At 60.1% G+C, this 21697-nt stretch carries 17 protein-coding genes; 2 read left to right on the plus strand and 15 right to left on the minus strand.

Going from position 1 to position 21697, the window contains the following annotated elements; all coding sequences use genetic code 11:
* Positions 1-66: 66 nt before the first annotated feature.
* The 12 genes from GNF76_RS25845 to leuC all read right to left on the minus strand — a co-directional run bounded on the left by GNF76_RS25845 (position 67) and on the right by leuC (position 14155).
* On the minus strand, positions 67-726 hold the full coding sequence (locus GNF76_RS25845) for an SPOR domain-containing protein (protein ID WP_155585903.1): 660 nt from the start codon (positions 724-726) through the stop codon (positions 67-69).
* Positions 710-2017, minus strand: a complete 1308-nt coding sequence (folC, locus tag GNF76_RS25850) for a bifunctional tetrahydrofolate synthase/dihydrofolate synthase (RefSeq protein WP_155585904.1) — start codon at positions 2015-2017, stop codon at positions 710-712. The genes GNF76_RS25845 and folC overlap by 17 nt, the downstream gene beginning before the upstream one ends.
* Entirely contained in the window at positions 2014-2934 is a 921-nt protein-coding gene (gene accD / locus GNF76_RS25855) for an acetyl-CoA carboxylase, carboxyltransferase subunit beta (protein WP_155585905.1), read from the minus strand. The genes folC and accD overlap by 4 nt, the downstream gene beginning before the upstream one ends.
* A gap of 244 nt (positions 2935-3178) precedes the next feature.
* Positions 3179-3811 (minus strand): phosphoribosylanthranilate isomerase, encoded by a 633-nt coding sequence (locus GNF76_RS25860; protein WP_155585906.1) that lies wholly within the window; start codon positions 3809-3811, stop codon positions 3179-3181.
* A 63-nt stretch (positions 3812-3874) separates the two neighbouring features.
* The gene (truA, locus tag GNF76_RS25865; RefSeq protein ID WP_155585932.1) at positions 3875-4699 is read right to left on the minus strand and encodes a tRNA pseudouridine(38-40) synthase TruA; all 825 of its coding nucleotides are present in this window, start codon (positions 4697-4699) and stop codon (positions 3875-3877) included.
* Between the two features lie 171 nt (positions 4700-4870).
* Positions 4871-7408: a FimV/HubP family polar landmark protein gene (locus GNF76_RS25870; protein ID WP_155585907.1), complete on the minus strand. Its 2538-nt coding sequence runs from the start codon at positions 7406-7408 to the stop codon at positions 4871-4873.
* 162 nt (positions 7409-7570) lie between these two features.
* Positions 7571-8581: an aspartate-semialdehyde dehydrogenase gene (locus GNF76_RS25875; protein WP_155585908.1), complete on the minus strand. Its 1011-nt coding sequence runs from the start codon at positions 8579-8581 to the stop codon at positions 7571-7573.
* 251 nt (positions 8582-8832) lie between these two features.
* On the minus strand, positions 8833-9945 hold the full coding sequence (gene asd, locus GNF76_RS25880) for an aspartate-semialdehyde dehydrogenase (protein ID WP_155585909.1): 1113 nt from the start codon (positions 9943-9945) through the stop codon (positions 8833-8835).
* A gap of 64 nt (positions 9946-10009) precedes the next feature.
* A complete protein-coding gene (gene leuB, locus GNF76_RS25885) occupies positions 10010-11092 on the minus strand; it encodes a 3-isopropylmalate dehydrogenase (protein ID WP_155585910.1) in 1083 nt (360 codons plus the stop codon).
* 56 nt (positions 11093-11148) lie between these two features.
* Complete coding sequence (locus GNF76_RS25890) at positions 11149-11913, minus strand: class I SAM-dependent methyltransferase (RefSeq protein WP_155585911.1); 765 nt, start codon at positions 11911-11913, stop codon at positions 11149-11151.
* A gap of 168 nt (positions 11914-12081) precedes the next feature.
* A complete protein-coding gene (leuD, locus tag GNF76_RS25895; protein WP_155585912.1) occupies positions 12082-12726 on the minus strand; it encodes a 3-isopropylmalate dehydratase small subunit in 645 nt (214 codons plus the stop codon).
* Between the two features lie 10 nt (positions 12727-12736).
* Positions 12737-14155 carry a 3-isopropylmalate dehydratase large subunit gene (gene leuC / locus GNF76_RS25900; RefSeq protein WP_155585913.1) on the minus strand — a complete coding sequence of 473 codons (1419 nt, stop codon included), beginning with the start codon at positions 14153-14155 and terminating at the stop codon, positions 12737-12739.
* 146 nt (positions 14156-14301) lie between these two features.
* Between leuC and GNF76_RS25905 the strand changes: the two genes are divergently transcribed.
* On the plus strand, positions 14302-15192 hold the full coding sequence (locus tag GNF76_RS25905) for a LysR family transcriptional regulator (RefSeq protein ID WP_155585914.1): 891 nt from the start codon (positions 14302-14304) through the stop codon (positions 15190-15192).
* A 63-nt stretch (positions 15193-15255) separates the two neighbouring features.
* The gene (locus tag GNF76_RS25910) at positions 15256-18534 is read left to right on the plus strand and encodes a PAS domain S-box protein (protein WP_155585915.1); all 3279 of its coding nucleotides are present in this window, start codon (positions 15256-15258) and stop codon (positions 18532-18534) included.
* 171 nt (positions 18535-18705) lie between these two features.
* On the opposite strand, the gene GNF76_RS25915 is transcribed toward GNF76_RS25910, so the two are convergent.
* The 3 genes from GNF76_RS25915 to GNF76_RS25925 all read right to left on the minus strand — a co-directional run bounded on the left by GNF76_RS25915 (position 18706) and on the right by GNF76_RS25925 (position 21686).
* Positions 18706-19035, minus strand: coding sequence for a hypothetical protein (locus GNF76_RS25915; RefSeq protein WP_155585916.1), 330 nt, complete (start codon positions 19033-19035; stop codon positions 18706-18708).
* Positions 19036-19314: 279 nt separating this feature from the next.
* Positions 19315-20289, minus strand: a complete 975-nt coding sequence (locus tag GNF76_RS25920; protein WP_246212005.1) for a hypothetical protein — start codon at positions 20287-20289, stop codon at positions 19315-19317.
* Between the two features lie 413 nt (positions 20290-20702).
* The gene (locus tag GNF76_RS25925) at positions 20703-21686 is read right to left on the minus strand and encodes a tRNA dihydrouridine synthase (protein ID WP_155585917.1); all 984 of its coding nucleotides are present in this window, start codon (positions 21684-21686) and stop codon (positions 20703-20705) included.
* Between the last annotated feature and the right edge of the window lie 11 nt (positions 21687-21697).

The following is a 21697-nucleotide window of genomic DNA, read 5'->3' on the forward strand; positions in this document are numbered from 1 at the left end:
TGCATTTGAAATCAATGGCATAGCAGAAAAGAATAAGGCGGGAAGGTTGCCCTTCCCGCCTTGTTTTCAACCCTTCTCCGGCTGGAACCGCACCACAAACCCCTTGAGGTTCTGCTGGCGACCCAGCAGGTCCCGCAAGCGGTCAGCCTCGGCCCGCTCGATCAGCGGCCCGACAAATACCCGATTCTTGCCATCGGCACTACGGATATAGGCGTTGTAACCCTGGCTGCGCAGGGTTTTCTGCAGGCTTTCGGCGCTTTCACGGTTGGCCAGGCTCGCGAGCTGGACCGACCAACTGATCGGCAAGCCATTGGGATCAATACGACTCTGCCCGACATCCGGCTTGCCAGGTGCCGCCGGCTGCGGAACCACCGGTTTGGGTGCAGGTGCCGGCGCAGCAGGCTTGGCCGCAACCGCAGGTGCCGCCGGAGCAGGCTTCACCACCGGCACGCTCGGCTGCACCGGCATTGACGGTGCTTGCTGCTCGGCCAGCTCTTCGTCAGTAGGCACAGGTTCCTGAGGCAGCGCTTGCGGCTCGGGAACCACCACGGGCTCAACCTGAACCTGAGGCATCACAGGTGCTTGAGGCGCCGCCGGCGCCTCGACGACCACCTGACGCTGCTCATCCTGACGGGAAAACAGCATGGGCAGGAAAATCACTGCCAGTGCCACCAGCACCAGGGCCCCCACCATTCGCTGCTTGTACGCGCTATCCAGTAATGCCATGTGCAGCTTCCTCCGTGGAGCGCCGGGCCAACCATTCAAGCGCCTCGGCAACACAATAAAATGATCCGAACAACAGAATCTCATCCTCGGGCGTCGCCACCGCGCACTGAGCCTCCAGCGCTTCGGTCACACTGGCATAGGACGTCACCTGGGCACCAAGGTTCTGCAATGCAACCTGCAACTCGGCGGCCGGACGACTGCGAGGTGTATCCAGCGGCGCAACAGCCCAGGCCTGAACATTACCCAGCAACGGCGCAACAACCCCGTCCAGATCCTTATCGGACAACAACCCGAACACCGCCAGGCGACGACCGACAGGCGGCGTACGCAGCAGGCGCTGGGCCAGATATTCAGCCGCATGAGGGTTATGCCCCACATCCAGCATCAGGTTCAGGCGCTTGCCATCCCACTGGAACGCACGCCGATCCAGACGCCCAACCACACGGGTACCCTGCAAGGTAGCGGCAATCTGCTCGGCATTCCAGGGTAAATCCAGCAACAGGTAGGCTTGCAGCGCGAGCGCGGCGTTTTCCATCGGCAGGTTGAGCAGCGGCAAGTCGCGCAGTTCAACCGCTTGGCCACGAGCGTCAAGCCCGCGCCATTGCCAATACGGGTTGCCAATCTCGAGATTGAACTCACGACCCCGCAGGAAGAATGGGCAATCCAGCTCCAACACCTTGTCCAGCAAGGTATGCGGCGGGTCGAGGTCGCCGCACAGCGCAGGCTTGCCCTGACGGAAGATCCCGGCCTTTTCATAGGCCACGGATTCACGGGTATCACCGAGATAGTCCACGTGATCCACACCAATACTGGTAACCAGCGCCAGGTCGGCATCCACCACGTTGACCGTATCCAGGCGCCCGCCGAGACCGACCTCCAGCACCACCACGTCCAACTGTGCACGCTCGAACAGCCAGAGCGCTGCCAGTGTGCCCATTTCAAAGTAGGTCAGGGAAATCTCGCCACGCCCGGCATCGAGTGCGGCGAAGGCTTCGCAAAGCTGCTCATCAGTGGCTTCGGCGCCATTGAGTTGCACCCGCTCGTTGTAGCGCAGCAAATGCGGCGAACTGTAGACGCCGACTTTCAACCCCTGAGTTTGCAGCAACGCCGCGACAAAGGCGCAGGTAGAACCCTTGCCGTTGGTGCCCGTCACCGTGATCACCCGCGGCGCCGGCCTGCCCAACCCAAGGCGGGCCGCTACCTGTTGCGAGCGCTCCAGGCCCATGTCGATGGCGGACGGATGCAACTGCTCAAGGTAGGCGAGCCATTCGCCCAGGGTACGTTGGGTCATAGGTTTGCAGGCACCGGAGGCACGACGATCAGCTCGACGGGAGCAGGCACGTATTCCGGCGTCGGCAGCCCCATCATTTGCGCCAGCAGGTTACCCAGGCGTGGACGCAATTCGGAACGGGCGATGATCATGTCGATCGCGCCATGCTCCAGGAGGAATTCGCTGCGCTGGAAACCTTCCGGCAGTTTTTCGCGAACGGTCTGCTCGATCACGCGCGGGCCGGCAAAGCCGATCAGGGCCTTGGGCTCACCGACAATCACGTCACCCAGCATCGCCAGGCTGGCCGAAACGCCACCGTAGACCGGGTCGGTCAACACGGAGATGAACGGGATACCTTCTTCACGCAGACGCGCCAATACCGCCGAGGTCTTGGCCATTTGCATCAGGGAGATCAGGGCTTCCTGCATCCGCGCACCACCGGAAGCGGCGAAACAGATCATCGGGCAGCGGTTTTCCAGGGCGTAGTTGGCCGCACGCACGAAGCGTTCGCCGACGATGGCCCCCATGGACCCCCCCATAAAGGAAAACTCAAATGCAGACACCACGACAGGCATGCCCAGCAGCGTACCGCTGACGGAAATCAGCGCGTCCTTTTCACCGGTCTGCTTCTGGGCAGCGGTCAGGCGATCCTTGTACTTCTTGCCGTCACGGAACTTCAGGCGGTCGACTGGCTCCAGGTCGGCCCCCAGCTCGGCACGACCATCGGCATCGAGGAAGATATCAATGCGGGCACGGGCGCCAATACGCATGTGGTGGTTGCACTTGGGGCAAACATCCAGGGTCTTTTCCAGCTCCGGGCGGTACAGCACCGCGTCGCAAGACGGGCATTTGTGCCAAAGACCTTCAGGGACCGAGCTTTTCTTCACCTCGGAACGCATGATCGAGGGGATCAGTTTGTCTACTAACCAGTTGCTCATGCTTTCTTTCTCCAGTACCGGTGGCTTGAACACAGCCCCGCGTATGCCCTTGAGCTAAATTCATATGTGGCGATGACAGATCCAGGACGGGGTCAGACGTTCGACCGGCCATTCCCTGCATCTGTCCTCAGCCTTCCAGACAACCTGCCTGCGCAGCGTTGCCACTTCATTCCCGGGCCTCCCGCAGGCGGCGCCGAGCTGTTTTACACAGTGGTAGTTATGGACGGCGGCAGATTGCCCGCCGTCACATCGCGCCACTGCTGTTGCGAACCGCCTGCATGAATGCACGAATCTTCGCGTGATCCTTGATGCCCTTGCTCTGCTCTACCCCGCCACTGACGTCCACGGCATACGGCCGAACGCGGGCAATCGCCTGCGCGACGTTATCAGGAGACAGCCCGCCGGCAAGGATGATCGGCTTGCTCAACCCTTCGGGAATCAACGACCAGTCAAACGCCTCGCCCGTACCGCCGGGAATGCCTTCCACGTAGGTATCCAGCAGAATCCCGCTGGCCCCGGCGAATGCCGTACAACCGGCCGCAATATCATCACCGGCCTTGACCCGCAGCGCCTTGATGTAAGGACGGTGGTAGCCCTCACAATCATCCGGCGTCTCGTCACCATGGAACTGCAGCATATCCAGCTGCACGGCATCGAGGGTTTCATTGAGTTCGCAACGGCTGGCGTTGACGAACAGCCCCACAGTGGTCACAAACGGCGGCAAGGCGGCAATGATCGCCCGCGCCTGCAGCACATTCACCGCCCGCGGGCTTTTGGCGTAAAACACAAAACCGATGGCATCCGCCCCCGCCGCGACCGCCGCCAGCGCGTCTTCTATGCGGGTAATCCCACAAATCTTGCTGCGAACGGCTGGCATATCGTTGGAACCTCAGGGGTTATCCGAGAAAGTCCCGGATGGTAACAAATGCTTTTCCGGGCGTCAGCCGCCAAGTTCGCTGAAACCTGTGAGGAAGTGCGGCCCGATGAACCGTTCCGGCAGTTCGAACTCGTCCCGGTACTCCACATCCACCAGATACAGGCCAAACGGATGCGCGGTCACCCCGCCGGTGCGACGCACCCGACTCTCCAGCACTTCCCTGGCCCATTCCACCGGGCGCTCGCCGGTACCAATGGTCATCAGCACGCCAGCGATATTACGCACCATATGGTGCAGGAACGCCCCGGCGCGAATATCGAGGACGATCATCTTGCCGTGACGGGTCACCCGCAGGTGATGGACTTCCTTGATCGGCGACTTGGCCTGGCACTGGCCGGCTCGAAACGCGCTGAAATCATGGATTCCCACCAAATGCTGGGCTGCTTGCGCCATGCGTTCGGCGTCCAGCGGACGGTGATTCCAGGTGATTTCTTCATTCAGGTGGGCCGGACGAATCTGATCGTTGTAGATCACATAGCGGTAACGCCGGGCGATGGCCTTGAACCGCGCATGAAAGTCCGCAGGCATGACCTTGGCCCAACTGACGCTGACGTCGTGGGGCAAGTTGATATTGGCGCCCATGACCCAAGCCTTCATCGAGCGCTCGGCCTGGGTATCGAAGTGCACCACTTGCCCACAGGCATGCACACCGGCGTCGGTACGCCCGGCACACATCAGCGAAACCGGCGAGTCGGCGACTTTCGACAGGGCCTTCTCAAGGGTTTCCTGCACCGTCGGCACGCCGGACGCCTGACGCTGCCAGCCGCGATAACGCGAGCCTTTGTATTCCACGCCCAGCGCGATTCTGAAAAAGCCTGCGGCCGCCATTTCGGCGGCCGCGTTATCTATATTTGCCAAGAGCTGAGAGCCTGATGAGTTGCGCAAAGGCGGCCATTATAAGGCGACGGGAGCTGGATGCCATGTGCGGGGGACTTTTCTTCGCCCCCGGAAAGCAAAACGGCAGCCCGAAGGCCGCCGTTCTTAGTCCAAGTGATCTTATCAAGCCAACCGGCTGAGCATTTCCTTGGCTTCACTCTTTTGACCAGCATCCCCCTCGCTGAGCACCTCTCCCAGGATATCCCGAGCGCCATCAGCGTCACCCATGTCGATATAGGCCTGGGCCAAGTCCAGCTTGGTGGCCACTTCGTCGGTACCGGAGAGGAAATCGAAATCCGGCTCATCGTGACCGACCGCTGCATCTTCGGCCGTGAATGTCGGCTCGATCGGCGGATGCTCAAGGCTCTGGGACAGACGCCCCAACTCGGCGTTGACGTCATCAAGTTCCGAGGAGAACGCGTTCGGCTTGGATGCCTCGGACGCGTCCGGCTCGTCGGCCAGGGACAGGTCGAAATCTTCCGGCAAGTCCAGATCATCCAGCGCGGCAGGCGTCAGGGTTGGCGGCTCGACCGGCGGCAGGTCCTTCATTTGTTCTTCAAGGCCCGACATAAAGTCGTCATCGGCCTGAGAGGACGGAGGATCAAGCTGCAGGTCCAGGTCAAAATCCGACAAGTCTTCCTGGCTGGCCTTGGCCTCGGTCTGTTGCTGCAAGACCGACTCAAAACTCAGGTCATCCGACGCCGGGTTAACCACCGCTGGAGAGGCGGCTTCAAGATCGTCCAGGCTGAGATCGAAATCCGTGTCAAAAGCGTCCGCCTCAGGTGCTGCCGCAGGTGGCGCAGGTTCATCCTTGAGCAGGTCCTTGACGTATTGCGCATCCAGCGCCGCCGCCGCGACGGCAGCACTAACCCCGGCGGCCAGCACGGCCATGGTCGGGAAACGGCCTTTCAGTTGCTCGACCTGTGCGTGATTTTCACCATTAGCGACCAGTTGCCGCTCCTGGGTGACGAACCCATCCTTGTCACCCTGTTGGCCGTAGACCTCCATCAATTTGAGCCGCAGGTCGCTGCGCGCGGGCTCTTGCTTGATGGCTTCTTCGAGGACTTCAGCGGCCTGGTTCAAATGACCACGATCGATATGGGATTGGGCTTGCGCCAGGGCATCGGCCGGACGCTCGGCGACAACCGGTGCCACCGCTGGCTCGATCACTGGAGCAATGACCGGCGCCACGACTGGAGCTGGAGCTGGAGCTGGAGCCAGCTTGACGCTCGGCGGCGGGACTTCAAGGCCTTCGAAACTATCGGACGGCAAATCATGCTCAGCGCTCGGGGAGAACGCCGGCTCTTCGGCCAGCGCTCGCGCCATGCGCAGGTGCTTTTCCTGCTCCAGGCGAGCGTTACGATGACGGGCCCACAGCAGCAGGAGCAACAGCACCAGCAAACCGGCCGCACCACCGACCACACCCAGCACGATGGGGTTGGTCAGCAGGTCGTTGAACTTGCCTTCGGCAGTCGGAGCCGTGTCAGCCTTGGGAGGTTCGACTGGCGTTGCCTCGGCGGCAGGAGCGGCGCCCGGCGTTGCCGGTTGTGCAGCCAATTCAGCAGGCATCGTGGCAACAGGTTGCGCCGGAACACCGCCTTCACCTTGTAATTTGGCCAGTTGATTATTCTTGAGCTCGATCAGCCGTTGCAGCTTGTCCAACTGGCTTTGCAGGTCAGCCATGCGGCTTTTCAGCTCTTCATTCTCACGGCGGGTCGAATCCAGACTCTCCTGAGTGACCGCCAGCTTGTTGTTCAACGCCTTGCTATCACCGGCGGCACCTTTCACCCCGGCCTTGGCAGACTCGGCCGACACCAGGCTCAAGTTGTCCTGGGTACGCGTCTGGGACGGTGCATTACCTGCCTGAGTGCGCTTGGTGGCATCCAGTTGCGATTTCCCCGCAACCGGGTTGCCGCTGCGGCGCCCCTGGCGCCAGGCCGTATTCTGCGCGGTCACTTCAGCGATCGCCTGGGATTGCGGCAGGCTGGTGCTCTGTACCGAGTCCGGCAGACGCAAGACCTGGCCGGTCTTCAGTCGGTTGATATTACCGTCGATAAACGCATCCGGGTTCAGTGCCTGGATAGCCAACATGGTTTGCTGGACCGATGCGCCATGACGGTTTTTTGCGGCGATTTCCCACAACGTGTCGTGGGACGTCGTGGTGTGTTCGGCGGGCTTGCTGACTGCTGGAGCGGAAGCAGAAGTCGCAGGCGCACTCAGTCGCGGTGCAGGAGCATCAGCCGCCGAGGGGGTTTGCTCAAACTTGGCCGGGTCGAGCAGCACGCTGTAGTCGCGCATCAATCGACCGTTAGGCCATTGCACCTGCAGCAGGAAGCGCACGTAGGAATCAGGCAACGGCTTGCTGGAGGTGACGCGCACCACGCTGCGACCGCTGGGATTGAGTACCGGGGTAAAGGTCAGGTCATCGAGAAAAGCCTGGCGATCAACGCCGGCATCCACAAAGGCCTGGGAGGAAGCCAGGCTGGGAACGATCTCGGAAGCGCTCAGGCCGCCGACATCCAGCAGTTCGATCTCCACCGACAGCGGCTGGTTCAGCTTCGACTTGAGGGTCATTTCCCCAAGCTGCAGCGCTTGCGCCATACCGGAGGACAGCGCCGAGGCGGCCGCTATTGCTAACACCAGTTTGCGAACTTGAACCATAGCCTCATCCTTAGTTTGAACACTCCCCGCCCAGCGAGAAGGTTGGATACCGCTGCCATCAGGCATGGCACGCCGATCGATCACCGGCGCGCATTTTTTTCTGCACAGGGCCAAGCATAGCGCCTGGCTAGAATCAATCTACAAATTGACGCCAAGTATCTTTTACACAAGGTCTTTTATCAACAACTGCGCCAGTTGCACGGCGTTGAGCGCGGCACCTTTGCGTACGTTATCTGACGCCAGCCACAGATTTAGTTCCGCAGGATCATCAACACCTGCACGAACCCGCCCCACATAAACCACATCCTGGCCAACTGCATCGCCCACGGCGGTAGGGTAATCACCCGCCTCCACCAGCTCGACACCTGGAGCCGCCTCCAACGCTTGATTGACCGCCTCCAGATTGACCGCAGCGCCCAGTTGCAACGACACACTCAAGCTATCGCCGAAAAACACCGGGGCTTGAACGCAGGTGACGGAAATTTTCAGCAAAGGCATACCCAGGACCGCACGCAACTCGTGCACCAGGCGCTTTTCCAGGGAAGTATGCCCCTGGGCGTCGGGGGTACCGACTTGGGCCAACAAGTTGAACGCCATCTGCCGATCAAAGAACTTCGGCTCCAGCGGGCGCACATTCAGCAGTTCGGCGGTTTGCCGGGCCAGCTCGCTCACCGCCTCGCGCCCCTGGGCCGAAACGGCCAGGTTGGCGGTCACACTGACACGCTGGATATCCAGCAAGCCGCGCAACGGCGCCAACACCACCGCCAATGCCGTGGCCGATGGGCTTGGACTGCTCAGTTGAAACGGCTTCTTCAGGGTGCTCAATACATGGGGGTTGGCTTCCGGCACCACCTGGGGCGCCTGATCGGCCGGCAACGCGCCAGACAGGTCGATCAACCCACAACCGGCGGCAGTGGCCCGCGGGGCGAAGCTCAAGGTAACGGCCGGGCCGGCGGCGAAAAACGCCAGTTGCACCTTGCTGAAATCAAATTCGTCGACTTCCCGCACCCGTACATTCTTGCCACGAAACGGCACCGAATGCCCGGCCGACTCACTGCTGGCCAACAAGTGAAGCGTGCCTACCGGGAACTCCAGCTCTTCGAGCACCTGCACCAGGGTTTCGCCAACCGTGCCGGTGGCGCCGATCACGGCAATATCAAAGGTCTGGGTCATGGGGGATACCTCGGGTGATACGGGGGGGAGCGGCACTTTACCGGGTGACTGGGGGTGAGGCAATTGGCCTTGGGTGTCAGGCGCGGCTGATGGCCTCATCGCGGGCAAGCCCGGCTCCCACACTGGATCGCATTTCTTCAGGTACAACTCGGTCAATGTGGGAGCCGGGCTTGCCCGCGATGAGGTCCTCAAGAACAATAAAAAACCCGCGCCTGTCACCAGAGCGCGGGTTTCTCCGAAGCCTTACACGATCAACGTTCCAGCAGGATCCGCAACATGCGGCGCAGCGGTTCGGCCGCGCCCCACAGCAACTGGTCGCCAACCGTGAACGCACCCACGTACTGGGTGCCCATGTTCAGCTTGCGCAGACGGCCGACCGGTACATTCAGGGTGCCGGTGACCTTGGTCGGGCTCAGCTCCTGCATGCTGATGTCGCGGTTGTTCGGCACCAGCTTGACCCACGGGTTGTGCTGGCTGATCAGCCCTTCGATATCGGCAATCGGCACGTCTTTGTTGAGCTTGATGGTCAGCGCCTGGCTGTGGCAACGCATGGCGCCGATGCGCACGCAAATGCCGTCCACCGGGATCGGGCTTTTGAAACGACCGAGGATCTTGTTGGTCTCGGCCTGGGCCTTCCACTCTTCGCGGCTCTGGCCGTTCGGCAGTTCCTTGTCGATCCACGGGATCAGGCTACCGGCCAATGGCACGCCGAAGTTCTCGGTCGGGTAGGCTTCGCTGCGCATGGCTTCGGCCACACGGCGGTCGATGTCCAGAATGGCGCTGGCCGGATCGGCCAGTTGATCGGCGACCGCAGCGTGGGTCGCGCCCATCTGCTTGATCAGTTCACGCATGTTCTGCGCGCCGGCACCGGAGGCCGCCTGATACGTCATCGCGCTCATCCACTCCACCAGGCCGGCTTCGAACAAGCCACCCAGGCCCATCAGCATCAAGCTGACGGTACAGTTGCCGCCGATGTAGTTCTTGGTGCCGGCGTCGAGCTGCTGGTCGATGACCTTGCGGTTCACCGGGTCGAGGACGATGACCGCGTCATCCTGCATACGCAGGCTGGAGGCAGCGTCGATCCAGTAACCCTGCCAGCCGGCTTCGCGCAGCTTGGGGAAGACTTCGCTGGTGTAGTCGCCGCCCTGGCAGGTCAGGATCACGTCGAGGGTTTTCAGCTCTTCAATGTTGTAGGCGTCCTTGAGCGGAGCAATGTCCTTGCCCACAGACGGCCCTTGGCCACCAACGTTGGAAGTGGTGAAAAACACCGGCTCAATAAGATCGAAATCCTGCTCTTCCAGCATCCGCTGCATGAGCACGGAACCGACCATACCGCGCCAACCGATCAGACCTACACGTTTCATCGCAACTACACCTTGTTAAAAAGTGGGCCGCCTTGCAGCAACAACTGCAAGCGGGCCCGAGAGATTACAGATTCCGCAACGCGGCGACTACTGCGTCGCCCATTTCTTGCGTCCCAACCTTGGTGCAACCCTGCGACCAGATGTCGCCGGTGCGCAGGCCCTGGTCGAGGACCAGGCTCACCGCCTTCTCGATCGCGTCCGCCGCGTCGGTCAGGTTGAAGCTGTAACGCAGCATCATCGACACCGACAAAATGGTCGCCAGCGGGTTGGCAATGCCCTGCCCCGCGATGTCCGGCGCCGAACCGTGGCATGGCTCGTACATGCCCTTGTTGTTGGCATCCAGGGACGCCGACGGCAGCATGCCGATGGAACCGGTGAGCATCGACGCCTGGTCGGACAGGATGTCGCCGAACAGGTTGTCGGTGACGATCACGTCGAACTGCTTCGGTGCACGCACCAGCTGCATGGCGGCGTTGTCGACGTACATGTGGCTCAGCTCGACGTCCGGGTAGTCCAGGGCCACTTGTTCGACGATTTCACGCCACAGTTGGCTGGAAGCCAGGACGTTGGCCTTGTCTACCGAGCACACCTTCTTGCCACGCACACGGGCCATGTCAAAACCGACACGGGCGATGCGGCGGATTTCGCTCTCGCTGTACGGCAGGGTGTCGTAAGCCTGGCGCTCGCCATTCTCCAACTCGCGCACGCCCCGTGGCGAGCCGAAGTAGATACCGCCGGTCAGCTCACGGACGATCAGGATGTCCAGACCGGCCACGATTTCCGGTTTGAGGCTGGAAGCATCGGCCAGTTGCGGGTACAGGATTGCCGGGCGCAGGTTGCCGAACAGGCCCAGTTGCGCCCGAATTTTCAGCAGGCCGCGCTCAGGGCGGATGTCACGTTCGATCTTGTCCCATTTCGGGCCACCTACAGCGCCCAGCAGCACGGCGTCGGCAGCGCGGGCGCGGTCCAGGGTTTCGTCAGCCAGGGGCACGCCGTGCTTGTCGATGGCGGCGCCGCCGATCACGTCGTGGCTCAATTCGAAGCCCAGGCTGTATTTGTCGTTGGCCAATGCCAGGACCTTGACCGCTTCGGCCATGATTTCCGGACCAATACCGTCGCCTGGGAGAATCAGAATCTGCTTGCTCATGCTTTCCTCGTTTCATCGGGCGACCCGCCCGCAGGCAGGTCGGGAAAAATTATTGATTAACGCTCGGCCCAGACCACCAGCACGTCGGTGCTAAAGGTGCCGTCGGCTTGAATCTCGAAATAATCGCGGACTTCCTGGCCCATCGCCTGCTGCAATTCAAGGATTGCGGCGCGCAACACTGGCGGGGTGCGCATGCGCTCAACCCACGAGGTGTACTCCAGGCGCAGCCGCTGGCGGCTGCTGTTGCGCACATGCAGACCGGCTTCGCTGATCTGGCGCATCCACTCGCCGGCGGAATAATCACGCACATGGCTGGTATCACGCAGTACTTCGACGGTTTGCAGGTAAGTGTCCAACAGCGGGCTGCCCGGTGACAAGACGTCCACAAAGGCCGCCACACCGCCCGGCTTGAGCACCCGACGCACTTCCCGCAGGGCCAGGCCGAGGTCGCTCCAGTGGTGCGCCGAATAGCGGCTGAACACAAAGTCGAACTCGCCATCGGCAAACGGCAGGCGCTCGGCGGCGCCGTGTACGGTGCTGATGTTGGCCAGGCCACGATCTACTGCCGCGGCTGCAACGACATCCAGCATCTGCTGCGACAGGTCGTAGGCCACCACTTCCTTCACCAGCGGCGCCACATGGAAGCTGACATGACCGGCACCGCAACCTAAATCCAGCAGTCGTGCAGCGCCCTGCCCGGCCAGTTCGGCCTGTAGCAGCGCGAATTCGGTGCCTTGAGCGTGGACAGCGCTGCTCAGGTAGGCCGAGGCCTGTTCGCCGAATTGTTTTTGCACGACTTGGGTGTGGGCGGTGCTGGTCATGGTGACATCCTTGGGTTTTGTGCTGTTTGTAAGGCCGTCTTCGCGAGCAAGTCGAATCGTCGCACCGCCGCTCCCACATTCGACCGAGTTTCTTCAGTTGAAATGCAATCAAATGTGGGAGCGACGATTCGACTTGCTCGCGAAGGGGCCAGTCCTGCCTACATCAAATCAAGCATCTCGAAACAACCACGGCTGACTGGCCCGGTGCCTGGTTTCAAACGCGGCAATCGCATCGCCGTCCTGCAAGGTCAGGCCGATATCGTCCAGGCCGTTGATCAGGCAGTGCTTGCGAAAGGCATCCAGCTCAAAGTGATACACCTTGCCATCGGGCCGGGTCACGGTCTGCGCGGCGAGGTCAACGGTCAGCTCGTAGCCCGGATTGGCCTCTACTTGCTGGAACAGTTCATCCACTTCGGCATCGCTCAAGATGATCGGCAGCAAGCCGTTCTTGAAGCTGTTGTTGAAGAAGATGTCGGCGTAGCTCGGCGCGATGATGCTGCGAAAGCCATATTCTTCCAGGGCCCACGGTGCGTGCTCACGGCTGGAGCCGCAGCCGAAGTTTTCGCGGGCCAGCAACACGCTGGCACCTTGGTAACGCTCGGCATTGAGCACAAAGTCCTTGTTCAACGGGCGCTTGGAGTTGTCCTGGTAGGCATAGCCCACGTCCAGGTAGCGCCACTCGTCGAACAGGTTGGGGCCGAAGCCGGTGCGCTTGATCGACTTGAGGAATTGCTTGGGAATGATCTGGTCGGTGTCGACGTTGGCACGGTCCAACGGTGCGACCAAACCGGTGTGTTGGGTAAAAGCTCTCATCGGGTATTCCTCAGATCAATTCGCGAACGTCGATGAAACGACCGTTGACGGCAGCCGCAGCGGCCATGGCCGGGCTCACCAGGTGGGTACGGCCACCGGCGCCCTGACGCCCTTCGAAGTTACGGTTGGAGGTGGACGCGCAATGCTCACCCGACTCCAAGCGGTCCGGGTTCATGGCCAGGCACATGGAGCAGCCCGGCTCACGCCATTCAAATCCGGCTTCGAGGAAGATCTTGTCCAGGCCTTCGGCCTCGGCCTGGGCTTTGACCAGGCCCGAACCCGGGACCACGATTGCTTGCTTGATGGTCGAGGCGACTTTGCGGCCTTTGGCGATCACCGCCGCAGCGCGCAGGTCTTCGATCCGCGAGTTGGTGCAGGAGCCGATAAACACGCGATCCAACTGAATGTCGGTGATCGCCTGGTTGGCTTTCAAACCCATGTACTTCAAGGCGCGCTCAATGGAACCGCGCTTGACCAGGTCGGTTTCCTTGGCCGGGTCCGGCACGTTCTGATCAACGGCGAGGACCATTTCCGGCGACGTGCCCCAACTGACCTGTGGTTTGATCTGGGTGGCGTCGAGCTTGACCACCGTGTCGAACACCGCGTCGGCATCGGACACCAGGTCCTTCCAGGCTTCGACCGCAGCGTCCCAATCGGCGCCGGTTGGCGCGAACGGACGGCCCTTGACGTAGGCAATGGTCTTTTCATCCGCCGCCACCATGCCCACGCGCGCACCGGCTTCGATGGACATGTTGCAGATGGTCATGCGGCCTTCGATGGACAGATCACGAATCGCGCTGCCGGCGAATTCGATGGCGTGGCCGTTACCACCGGCGGTGCCGATCTTGCCGATCACGGCGAGGACGATGTCCTTGGCGGTCACGCCAAAAGGCAATTGCCCCTCGACCAATACCAGCATGTTCTTCATTTTCTTGGCGACCAGGCACTGGGTGGCAAACACATGCTCCACCTCGGAAGTGCCGATACCGTGAGCCAAGGCGCCGAAGGCACCGTGGGTCGAGGTGTGGGAGTCACCGCAGACCACGGTCATGCCCGGCAAGGTCGCGCCCTGCTCCGGGCCGATCACGTGGACGATGCCCTGGCGCACATCGTTCATCTTGAATTCGGTGATGCCATATTCGTCGCAGTAGTCGTCGAGGGTCTGCACCTGAAGGCGCGACACGGTGTCGACAATGGCCTCGATGCCACCCTTGCGCTCAGGGGTGGTCGGCACGTTGTGGTCGGGGGTGGCGATGATCGAGTCGACACGCCAAGGCTTGCGCCCGGCCAGGCGCAGGCCTTCGAACGCTTGGGGCGAGGTCACTTCATGGATGATGTGACGGTCGATATAGATCAGCGACGACCCATCATCGCGCCGTTTCACTTCATGGGAATCCCAGAGCTTGTCGTAAAGCGTTTTGCCGGCCATCAGTCGGTCCTCATCAGCGTCTTACTATTTTCTATGCCCTGGGCCATTCAATAACCCCTTGGCTTGTGAGGCTGATGCTATGGCGTTACATTAAATAACTCAAATTCATATTTTTCATGCTTTGGATAACCAACTGGAATACGACCATGGACCTGGCCAATCTCAATGCTTTTATTGCCATCGCCGAGACCGGCAGCTTCTCTGGCGCCGGTGAGCGGCTGCACCTGACGCAACCCGCCATCAGCAAGCGCATCGCCGGCCTGGAACAACAATTGAAGGTGCGGCTATTCGATCGCCTGGGCCGTGAAGTGGGCCTGACCGAAGCTGGGCGCGCCCTGCTGCCCCGGGCCTATCAGATTCTCAACGTACTGGACGACACCCGCCGCGCCTTGACCAACCTCACGGGCGAAGTCAGCGGACGCCTGACTCTGGCCACCAGCCATCACATCGGCCTGCACCGCCTGCCGCCCGTACTGCGCACCTTCACACGGGAATACCCGAACGTCGCCCTGGACATTCAGTTTCTCGATTCAGAAGTGGCCTACGAAGAAATCCTCCATGGCCGCGCCGAAGTGGCGGTCATTACCCTGGCGCCGGAACCTCACACGCTGGTTCGAGCAACGCCCGTGTGGGACGACCCGCTGGACTTCGTGGTGGCCCCGGAACACAGCCTGACCCATAACGGCACGGTCAGCCTGGCCGATATCGCCCAGCATCCGGCGGTGTTTCCAGGCGGCAATACGTTTACCCACCATATTGTGCAGCGCCTGTTCGAGGCCCAGGGCCTGACGCCGAATATCGCCATGAGCACCAACTACCTGGAAACCATCAAGATGATGGTCTCCATCGGCCTGGCCTGGAGTGTGTTGCCGCGCACCATGCTCGACGATCAGGTAGCGCGCATTGCTTTGCCGGGCATACAGCTCAGTCGCCAGCTAGGCTATATCGTGCACACCGAAAGGACGCTGTCGAACGCTGCGCGGGCTTTCATGAGCCTATTGGATGCACAGGTCGATCCGGCAGGGGTGCCGGCCTGAAACCGTGCGGCCACAACGCCTGAAAACCACGCCGAACGCCCATTGAGCCAAGGCCCTTTGACAATGCGCAACCCCGCTGACCGCACCCCACCGCTGCCTCGCATTCATGCGCTCAACCCGCAGGAGGCGGAGCAGAGTTGGGAAAGTGCCCCACAATTATTGGCCGCACTCAATGCTGCGCGCCTGGGTGCCTGGTCTTGGGAAATCGACAGCGGGCGAATCAGTTGGTCACGGGGCACACAGGCACTGTTCGGTTTCGACCCCAGGCAGCCACTGCCCAAGGACCTGGAATACCTCGACCTGCTGGCGGTCGAGGACCGCGCCAAGGTGATCCGGGCCTTTCATGCCGTGCTGGCGGGAGAACCCTTCGCACAGGCGATGCACCATCGCATTCAATGGCCCGATGGCAGCCTGCACTGGCTGGAAATCAATGGCAGCCTACTACCGGACAAGACCGGTCGCCGACGAATGATCGGGGTAATCCGCGAGATCACCCACCAGCGCGAACGGGAACAGGCCCTCAGCCACTCCGAAAAGCGCTTCGCCACGCTGTTTCACCTGTGTCCGAACATGGTGCTGCTGACCCGCCAGGCCGATGGCCAGATCAGCGAAGCCAACCAGTATTTCGAAAGCCTGTTCGGCTGGCCGGTGGCCGATGCCATTGGCCGCAGCACCCTGGACCTGGGCCTGTGGGTGCACCCGGAACAACGTGCCTTGCTGGTCAAGGCCACCCAGCGCAAGGGCGAGCCCATCAGCATGGAGGTGCAGTTCCGCGCCAGCAACGGGCAGATTCACGACGGCACCCTCAGTGCGCAAAAAGTCGAGATGGACGGCGAGGCCTACCTGATCAGCACGTTCCTCGACACCACGGAACGCAAGAACGCCGAACAAGCCCTCAAAGACAGCCAGGAGCGCCTGGACCTGGCGCTCGACTCGGCGCAACTGGGCACCTGGGACTGGCATATCCCCAGCGGCCTGCTCTATGGTTCGGCACGGGCCGCCCAATTGCACGGGCTGGAACCTCAACCGTTTCACGAGTCCTTCGACGCCTTTTTTGAAGGCATGCCCCATCAAGAGCGCGAAAGCATGCGCCATGCCTATCGCACGCTGCGAGAGGGTCCGGCGGGCAACTATCAGCTGACGTACCGAGTGCAACTGGAGGATGGCAGCACCCGCTACCTGGAAAGCCGCGCGCGCCTCTATCGCGATGAGCAAGGCGCACCGCTGCGCATGGCTGGCACTCTGCTCGACATCACCGACCAGGTGGAGCGCGAACAACGCCTGAGCGCGTCCGAGGAAAAATTTGCCAGCCTGTTCCAGGCCAGCCCCGATCCGATCTGCGTGACGCGCCTGGAAACCGGCCAGTTCATCGAGATCAACCCGGCCTTCACCCTGACCTTCGGCTGGACCGCCGCCGAGGTCATCAACAGTAACGCGGAACAACTCGGCCTGTGGGATGAATCCAGCCAGCGCCTGCAACGCATCGAGCAGGTTATCCGCGACCAGGCATTGAATAATGTGGCGATCACTGTCCATCACAAGAATGGCCAAAGCCTGACCTGCGTGATTTCCAGCCGCCTGATCAAGGTGGGTGAGCACCCTTGTATCGTCACCACCTTGCGCGATATCACTCAGCAGCAGCGCTCGGAAGCGGCACTCAAGGCCAGCGAAGAGAAGTTCGCCAAGGCCTTCCATTCCAGCCCTGACGCGGTGTCCATCACCGAACGCGATACCGGGCGCTACGTGGAGGTCAACGACGGATTCTGTCGCTTGACCGGCTATCGCGCCGAAGAAGCCATTGGCCTGACGCTGTACCAGATCGGCATCTGGGCCGACGAGAACCAACGTGCGGCGCTGCTGGCCGAATTGCAGATCAAGGGCCGCATTCATCACCTGGAAATGCTCTGGCACAACAAGCGCGGGGAGGTGATGGCGGTCGAGGTGTCAGTCGAGCCGATCACCCTCAATGAAACCCCGTGCCTGCTGCTGACCGCCCGGGACGTCAGCCTGTTGAAAAACGCCCAGGCACAGATACGCCACCTGGCCTATCACGACCCACTGACTAACCTGCCCAACCGCGCATTGCTGATGGACCGCCTGAGCCAGCAGATCGCCCTGCTCAAACGCCATAACCTGCGGGGCGCCCTGCTGTTTCTCGATCTGGATCACTTCAAGCACATCAACGACTCCCTCGGCCACCCGGTAGGCGATACGGTGCTGAAAATCGTCACCGCGCGCCTGGAGGCCAGTGTGCGCATGGAAGACACCGTGGCGCGCCTGGGGGGCGATGAGTTTGTGGTTTTGCTCAGCGGCCTGGAGGGTTCGCGTGCAGAGGTCGGCAGCCAGGTTCAGACGTTAGCCGACACCTTGCGCGAGCTGTTGTCAGAGCCGATGTTTCTTGATGGCCACCGCTTGCAGGTCACGCCAAGCATTGGCGTCGCACTGATTCCCGATCACGGCTCTACACCCACTGACTTGCTCAAGCGCGCCGACATTGCCCTCTATCGGGCCAAGGACTCCGGGCGCAATACCACCCAGATGTTCCACAACAGTATGCAGAAAACCGCCAGCGAACGGCTGCGCATGGAGACCGACCTGCGCCTGGCCCTATCCCGCGGGGAATTCAGCGTGCATTACCAACCGCAAGTGGACGCCCGAGGCAATCGCATCGTCGGCGCCGAAGCCCTGGTGCGCTGGCAGCATCCGCAGCTGGGTGCGCAATCGCCGGCCGAATTTATCAAGGTCCTGGAGGACAGCGGACTGATCCTGGAGGTCGGCACGTGGATTCTCGACGAGGCGTGCGCAGCGTTCGCACATCTGATTGCCGAAGGCTTGGTGGACCCGCTGAATTTCAGCCTGTGCGTCAATATCAGCCCTCGACAGTTTCGCCAGAACGACTTTGTAGAACGGGTGGAACGCAGCCTGAGACGGTTTCAGTTGCCGTTCTCTCTGCTGAAACTGGAAATCACCGAGGGCATTGTGATCCAGAACCTCGACGACACCATCAGCAAGATGCGCCGCCTGAAAAAACTCGGTGTGAGTTTTGCCATGGACGATTTTGGTACAGGTTACTCGTCGCTGACTTACCTCAAACGCTTGCCGGTGAATGCACTGAAAATCGATCAGTCGTTTGTACGCGATGCGACGCATGATCCTAACGACGCCGAGATCATCCGGGCGATTGTAGCGATGGCTCGAAGCTTGAACCTTGAGGTGATTGCCGAGGGGGTGGAAACGCCTGAGCAGTTAGCGTTCCTGCAAGGGTTGGGCTGCCATTTGTATCAAGGGTATTTGCACAGCAGGCCCCTGCCGCTGGAGGGGTTAAAACGGTTATTGGAATGAGCCTGGAAAATAAAGGCAGCCACTTTGCCGGGGCAATGTGGCTGCCAGGTCCAAGGCATCGGCCGAGGGCTTTGTATTATTTATCGACGACCGAAATAACCCCACAATTCCTTTTGACAATTACACTTTCTCCCGTTTATTTGCCCTGATCGCGAATCAAAATACCAAAACTCAAACTTTCACAAACCAGTCCTTGAATAAATTCAAGCCCATCACGAACTTTTTCAGGCTGCTTGCAAAATAAGAGATCGTTTCGATTGCCCGATCGATAAACTTGTTAATTTCCCCCATGATGCCAAGTGATTCGGCGGGAGCGGGAGCAGGTGTTGGCGCCACTGTGACTGTCGGCGCCGCAATGGGAATGGAGGGTGGCGTTATTGAAAGCTGTGCTCTCGGTATAAAGTGAATCGGCGCATTGGCTTTGAACTCAACAGCCGTCTTTTGAGCGTTATAGTTTTCACTGCTTAAAAAAATATCACTGAGACGATAAGAATTGATCACGGTATAACTCCCACACTACTCATCATTAAAGGGCCGAACACTGCAGCATCGCTGCCAGTCCTACCCCGCGAAAAAAATCGGAACCTTTTCTACACAGGTGCCACACAAGGTTTAGCTGAACAACCGACACATCAGGCCACACCCAGAGGACTCCATTCATGCCGTCGAGGAAAGACCGGAACCTGTCCCCAAAAGCCATGGCGTTGCGCCACGTCGGCTTTATGCTTTTCTATGCGACCTTACGCATGAAAGTCACCACCCGATGCAACAAAAACGCTATCACACGAGCCCTGTTATGGTTCCTGGCTGATAAGGCTTGCCTCCTCGTTTCCCCCATAGTTCCTCGACGCCTTCAATCACGGCAACGGAATGCCCACGCCTTTCGATCGTACCGATCATGCCGTTGAGCAAAGCCGATAAAGGAACGGTCTTTATATGGTTTTTCAAACCCAGCCGCAGCAGACCTTCGCGAGAATACTCGCCGTCGTTCAGTGTTTTGATCGCTTGATTGAAGCTGCGTGCAGCAGTGCCATCATTGTTTTCCATCTGCGCTCGCTTGGCGCTGGCGGTAAACAGAAAGCGGGCGTCCTCAAGCATTTCCCTGTTCGGTCCAATAAATTGCGACCCCCTGGATCCCATTTGTAACTCTGCCTGGCTGAATTTGACTTCAACCCCATCCCTCATTATCACGGCATACCCGTCTCCCGTTTTTTTAACCTCTTTAAATATATCGGTGGGTTTCTGGCCAAACTTCATCATCGCCGCCTTGATTGCTGACACCGTGACACAGTTGCCATCCGGCCCCTGCCTGAAACCGCCCCATATATCATCCGGCTTTTTTCCGGGCGTTGGCCTAAGCGGAACTGGAAATGGATTAACTGGAGATGGGTTAACCGGAAATGGATTAACTGGATACGCATCCGGAAATGGATTGGCTGGATATGGCCTGGGCGTAACCGATGAAGGTTTAGTTGGGCAAACCATTGTCGGCTTGGGTGTAGAAGAGAAAAAACTCCTGAAAAAACTCACCGCCATGCCGACCAGGTTGAATACAGCCTGAATCGTATCAACCATCTCTTTGAAACCATTACTTGCAGTAGCATTACCAAAATCGTTAACAGCCGTATTCCTATAGCTGTTCGATGGCTCGACCGGCGCACTTTTCACTTTCACTTCAGTGGCCTTTCTTTCCACCCCCTCGTCCCACTCTCCCCCTCTCGCATCAACCGCTCTTAACATATTTGCAACATGCATATGTCTCTCCTCAACGAACAATTAAGAAAAACATCAAGCAACTTAAAGCTGTAGGGAACGTCTGAAAAACTCCCCTTATCATCTGTGCTTAATGTTCTTCGTCAGTGGCCGCCAAGACCGACAGGTTCCAGCAGCTCAAGTAACCGCAAGCTGCCAAACCTCAAAACTCGTACTATCACCAGAGGCATAATCTGATGGCACGTAGGATTTATCTGGGCGATAAAACCCGGACAAAACCCGCGCGCTAAAGGGCTCGACCTGCCCCCTGAAGGTCGGGTGAAACTCAGGCATCAGATAAGAACAACCGAAGATTCCCTGTTGCGTCTTGCCACACTTGACGTACCCGAAACGCAGCCACAAAAAAGGGCGCCAGTGGCGCCCTTCGTGATTGCTTGAACGTTATGCGTAATAGCTCAATGCTGCAAAGCTGGCTTTGCACTCCATTGACCGGGATGCGCCATCCCCAGCAAACGGCTGACCTGCTCCAGATCGGTTTCCCGGCGCAGCGCGGTAAACAGCTCCACCGCTTGTGGGTAGTTACGCGTCAACATCGCCAGCCACTGCTTTAAACGGCCCGGGGCCTGACGCTCCGTCAACTGCGCGACCGATTGCGTCCAGAACTCCTGAAGCATCGGCTGCATCTGCGCCCAGGTCATCTCCACGACTTCTTCGCCAGCACGCGCCGCAGCAATCTGCCGGGCCAGGTCGGGGCGAGCCACCAGGCCGCGACCGAGCATGATGTCTTCGACACCGCTGATTTCGCGGCAACGCCGCCAATCCTCGACACTCCAGATATCACCGTTGGCGAACACCGGCACCTTGACCACATCCTGCACCCGCGGGATCCACTCCCAATGGGCCGGCGGTTTGTAGCCATCGGTCTTGGTTCGAGCATGAACCACAATATGTGCGGCGCCACCTTCGGCCAGCGCCGTGGCGCAGACCAGCGCACCGTCCGGGCTGTCGAAGCCCAGGCGCATTTTGGCGGTGACCGGGATATGCGCCGGCACCGCACGGCGTACGTGTTCGACGATCTGGTTGAGCAGCTCCGGCTCCTTGAGCAGCACCGCACCGCCTCGGGATTTGTTGACGGTCTTGGCCGGGCAACCGAAGTTCAGGTCGATGACCTCGCTGCCCAGCTCACAGGCCAGCGCGGCGTTTTCCGCCAGGCACACCGGATCAGAACCCAACAATTGCACACGCAGCGGCACGCCAGCAGCGGTCTTGGCACCGTGCAGCAATTCCGGGGCGAGCTTGTGGAAGTAGGCAGGCGTCAGCAGGCGGTCGTTGACCCGGATGAACTCGGTCACGCACCAATCAATACCGCCCACCTGGGTCAGCACGTCCCGCAGGATGTTGTCGACCAACCCCTCCATGGGCGCCAAAGCAATTTGCATGGAAAACACTC

The sequence above is a fragment of the Pseudomonas spelaei genome (assembly GCF_009724245.1).
Classification (GTDB): domain Bacteria; phylum Pseudomonadota; class Gammaproteobacteria; order Pseudomonadales; family Pseudomonadaceae; genus Aquipseudomonas; species Aquipseudomonas spelaei.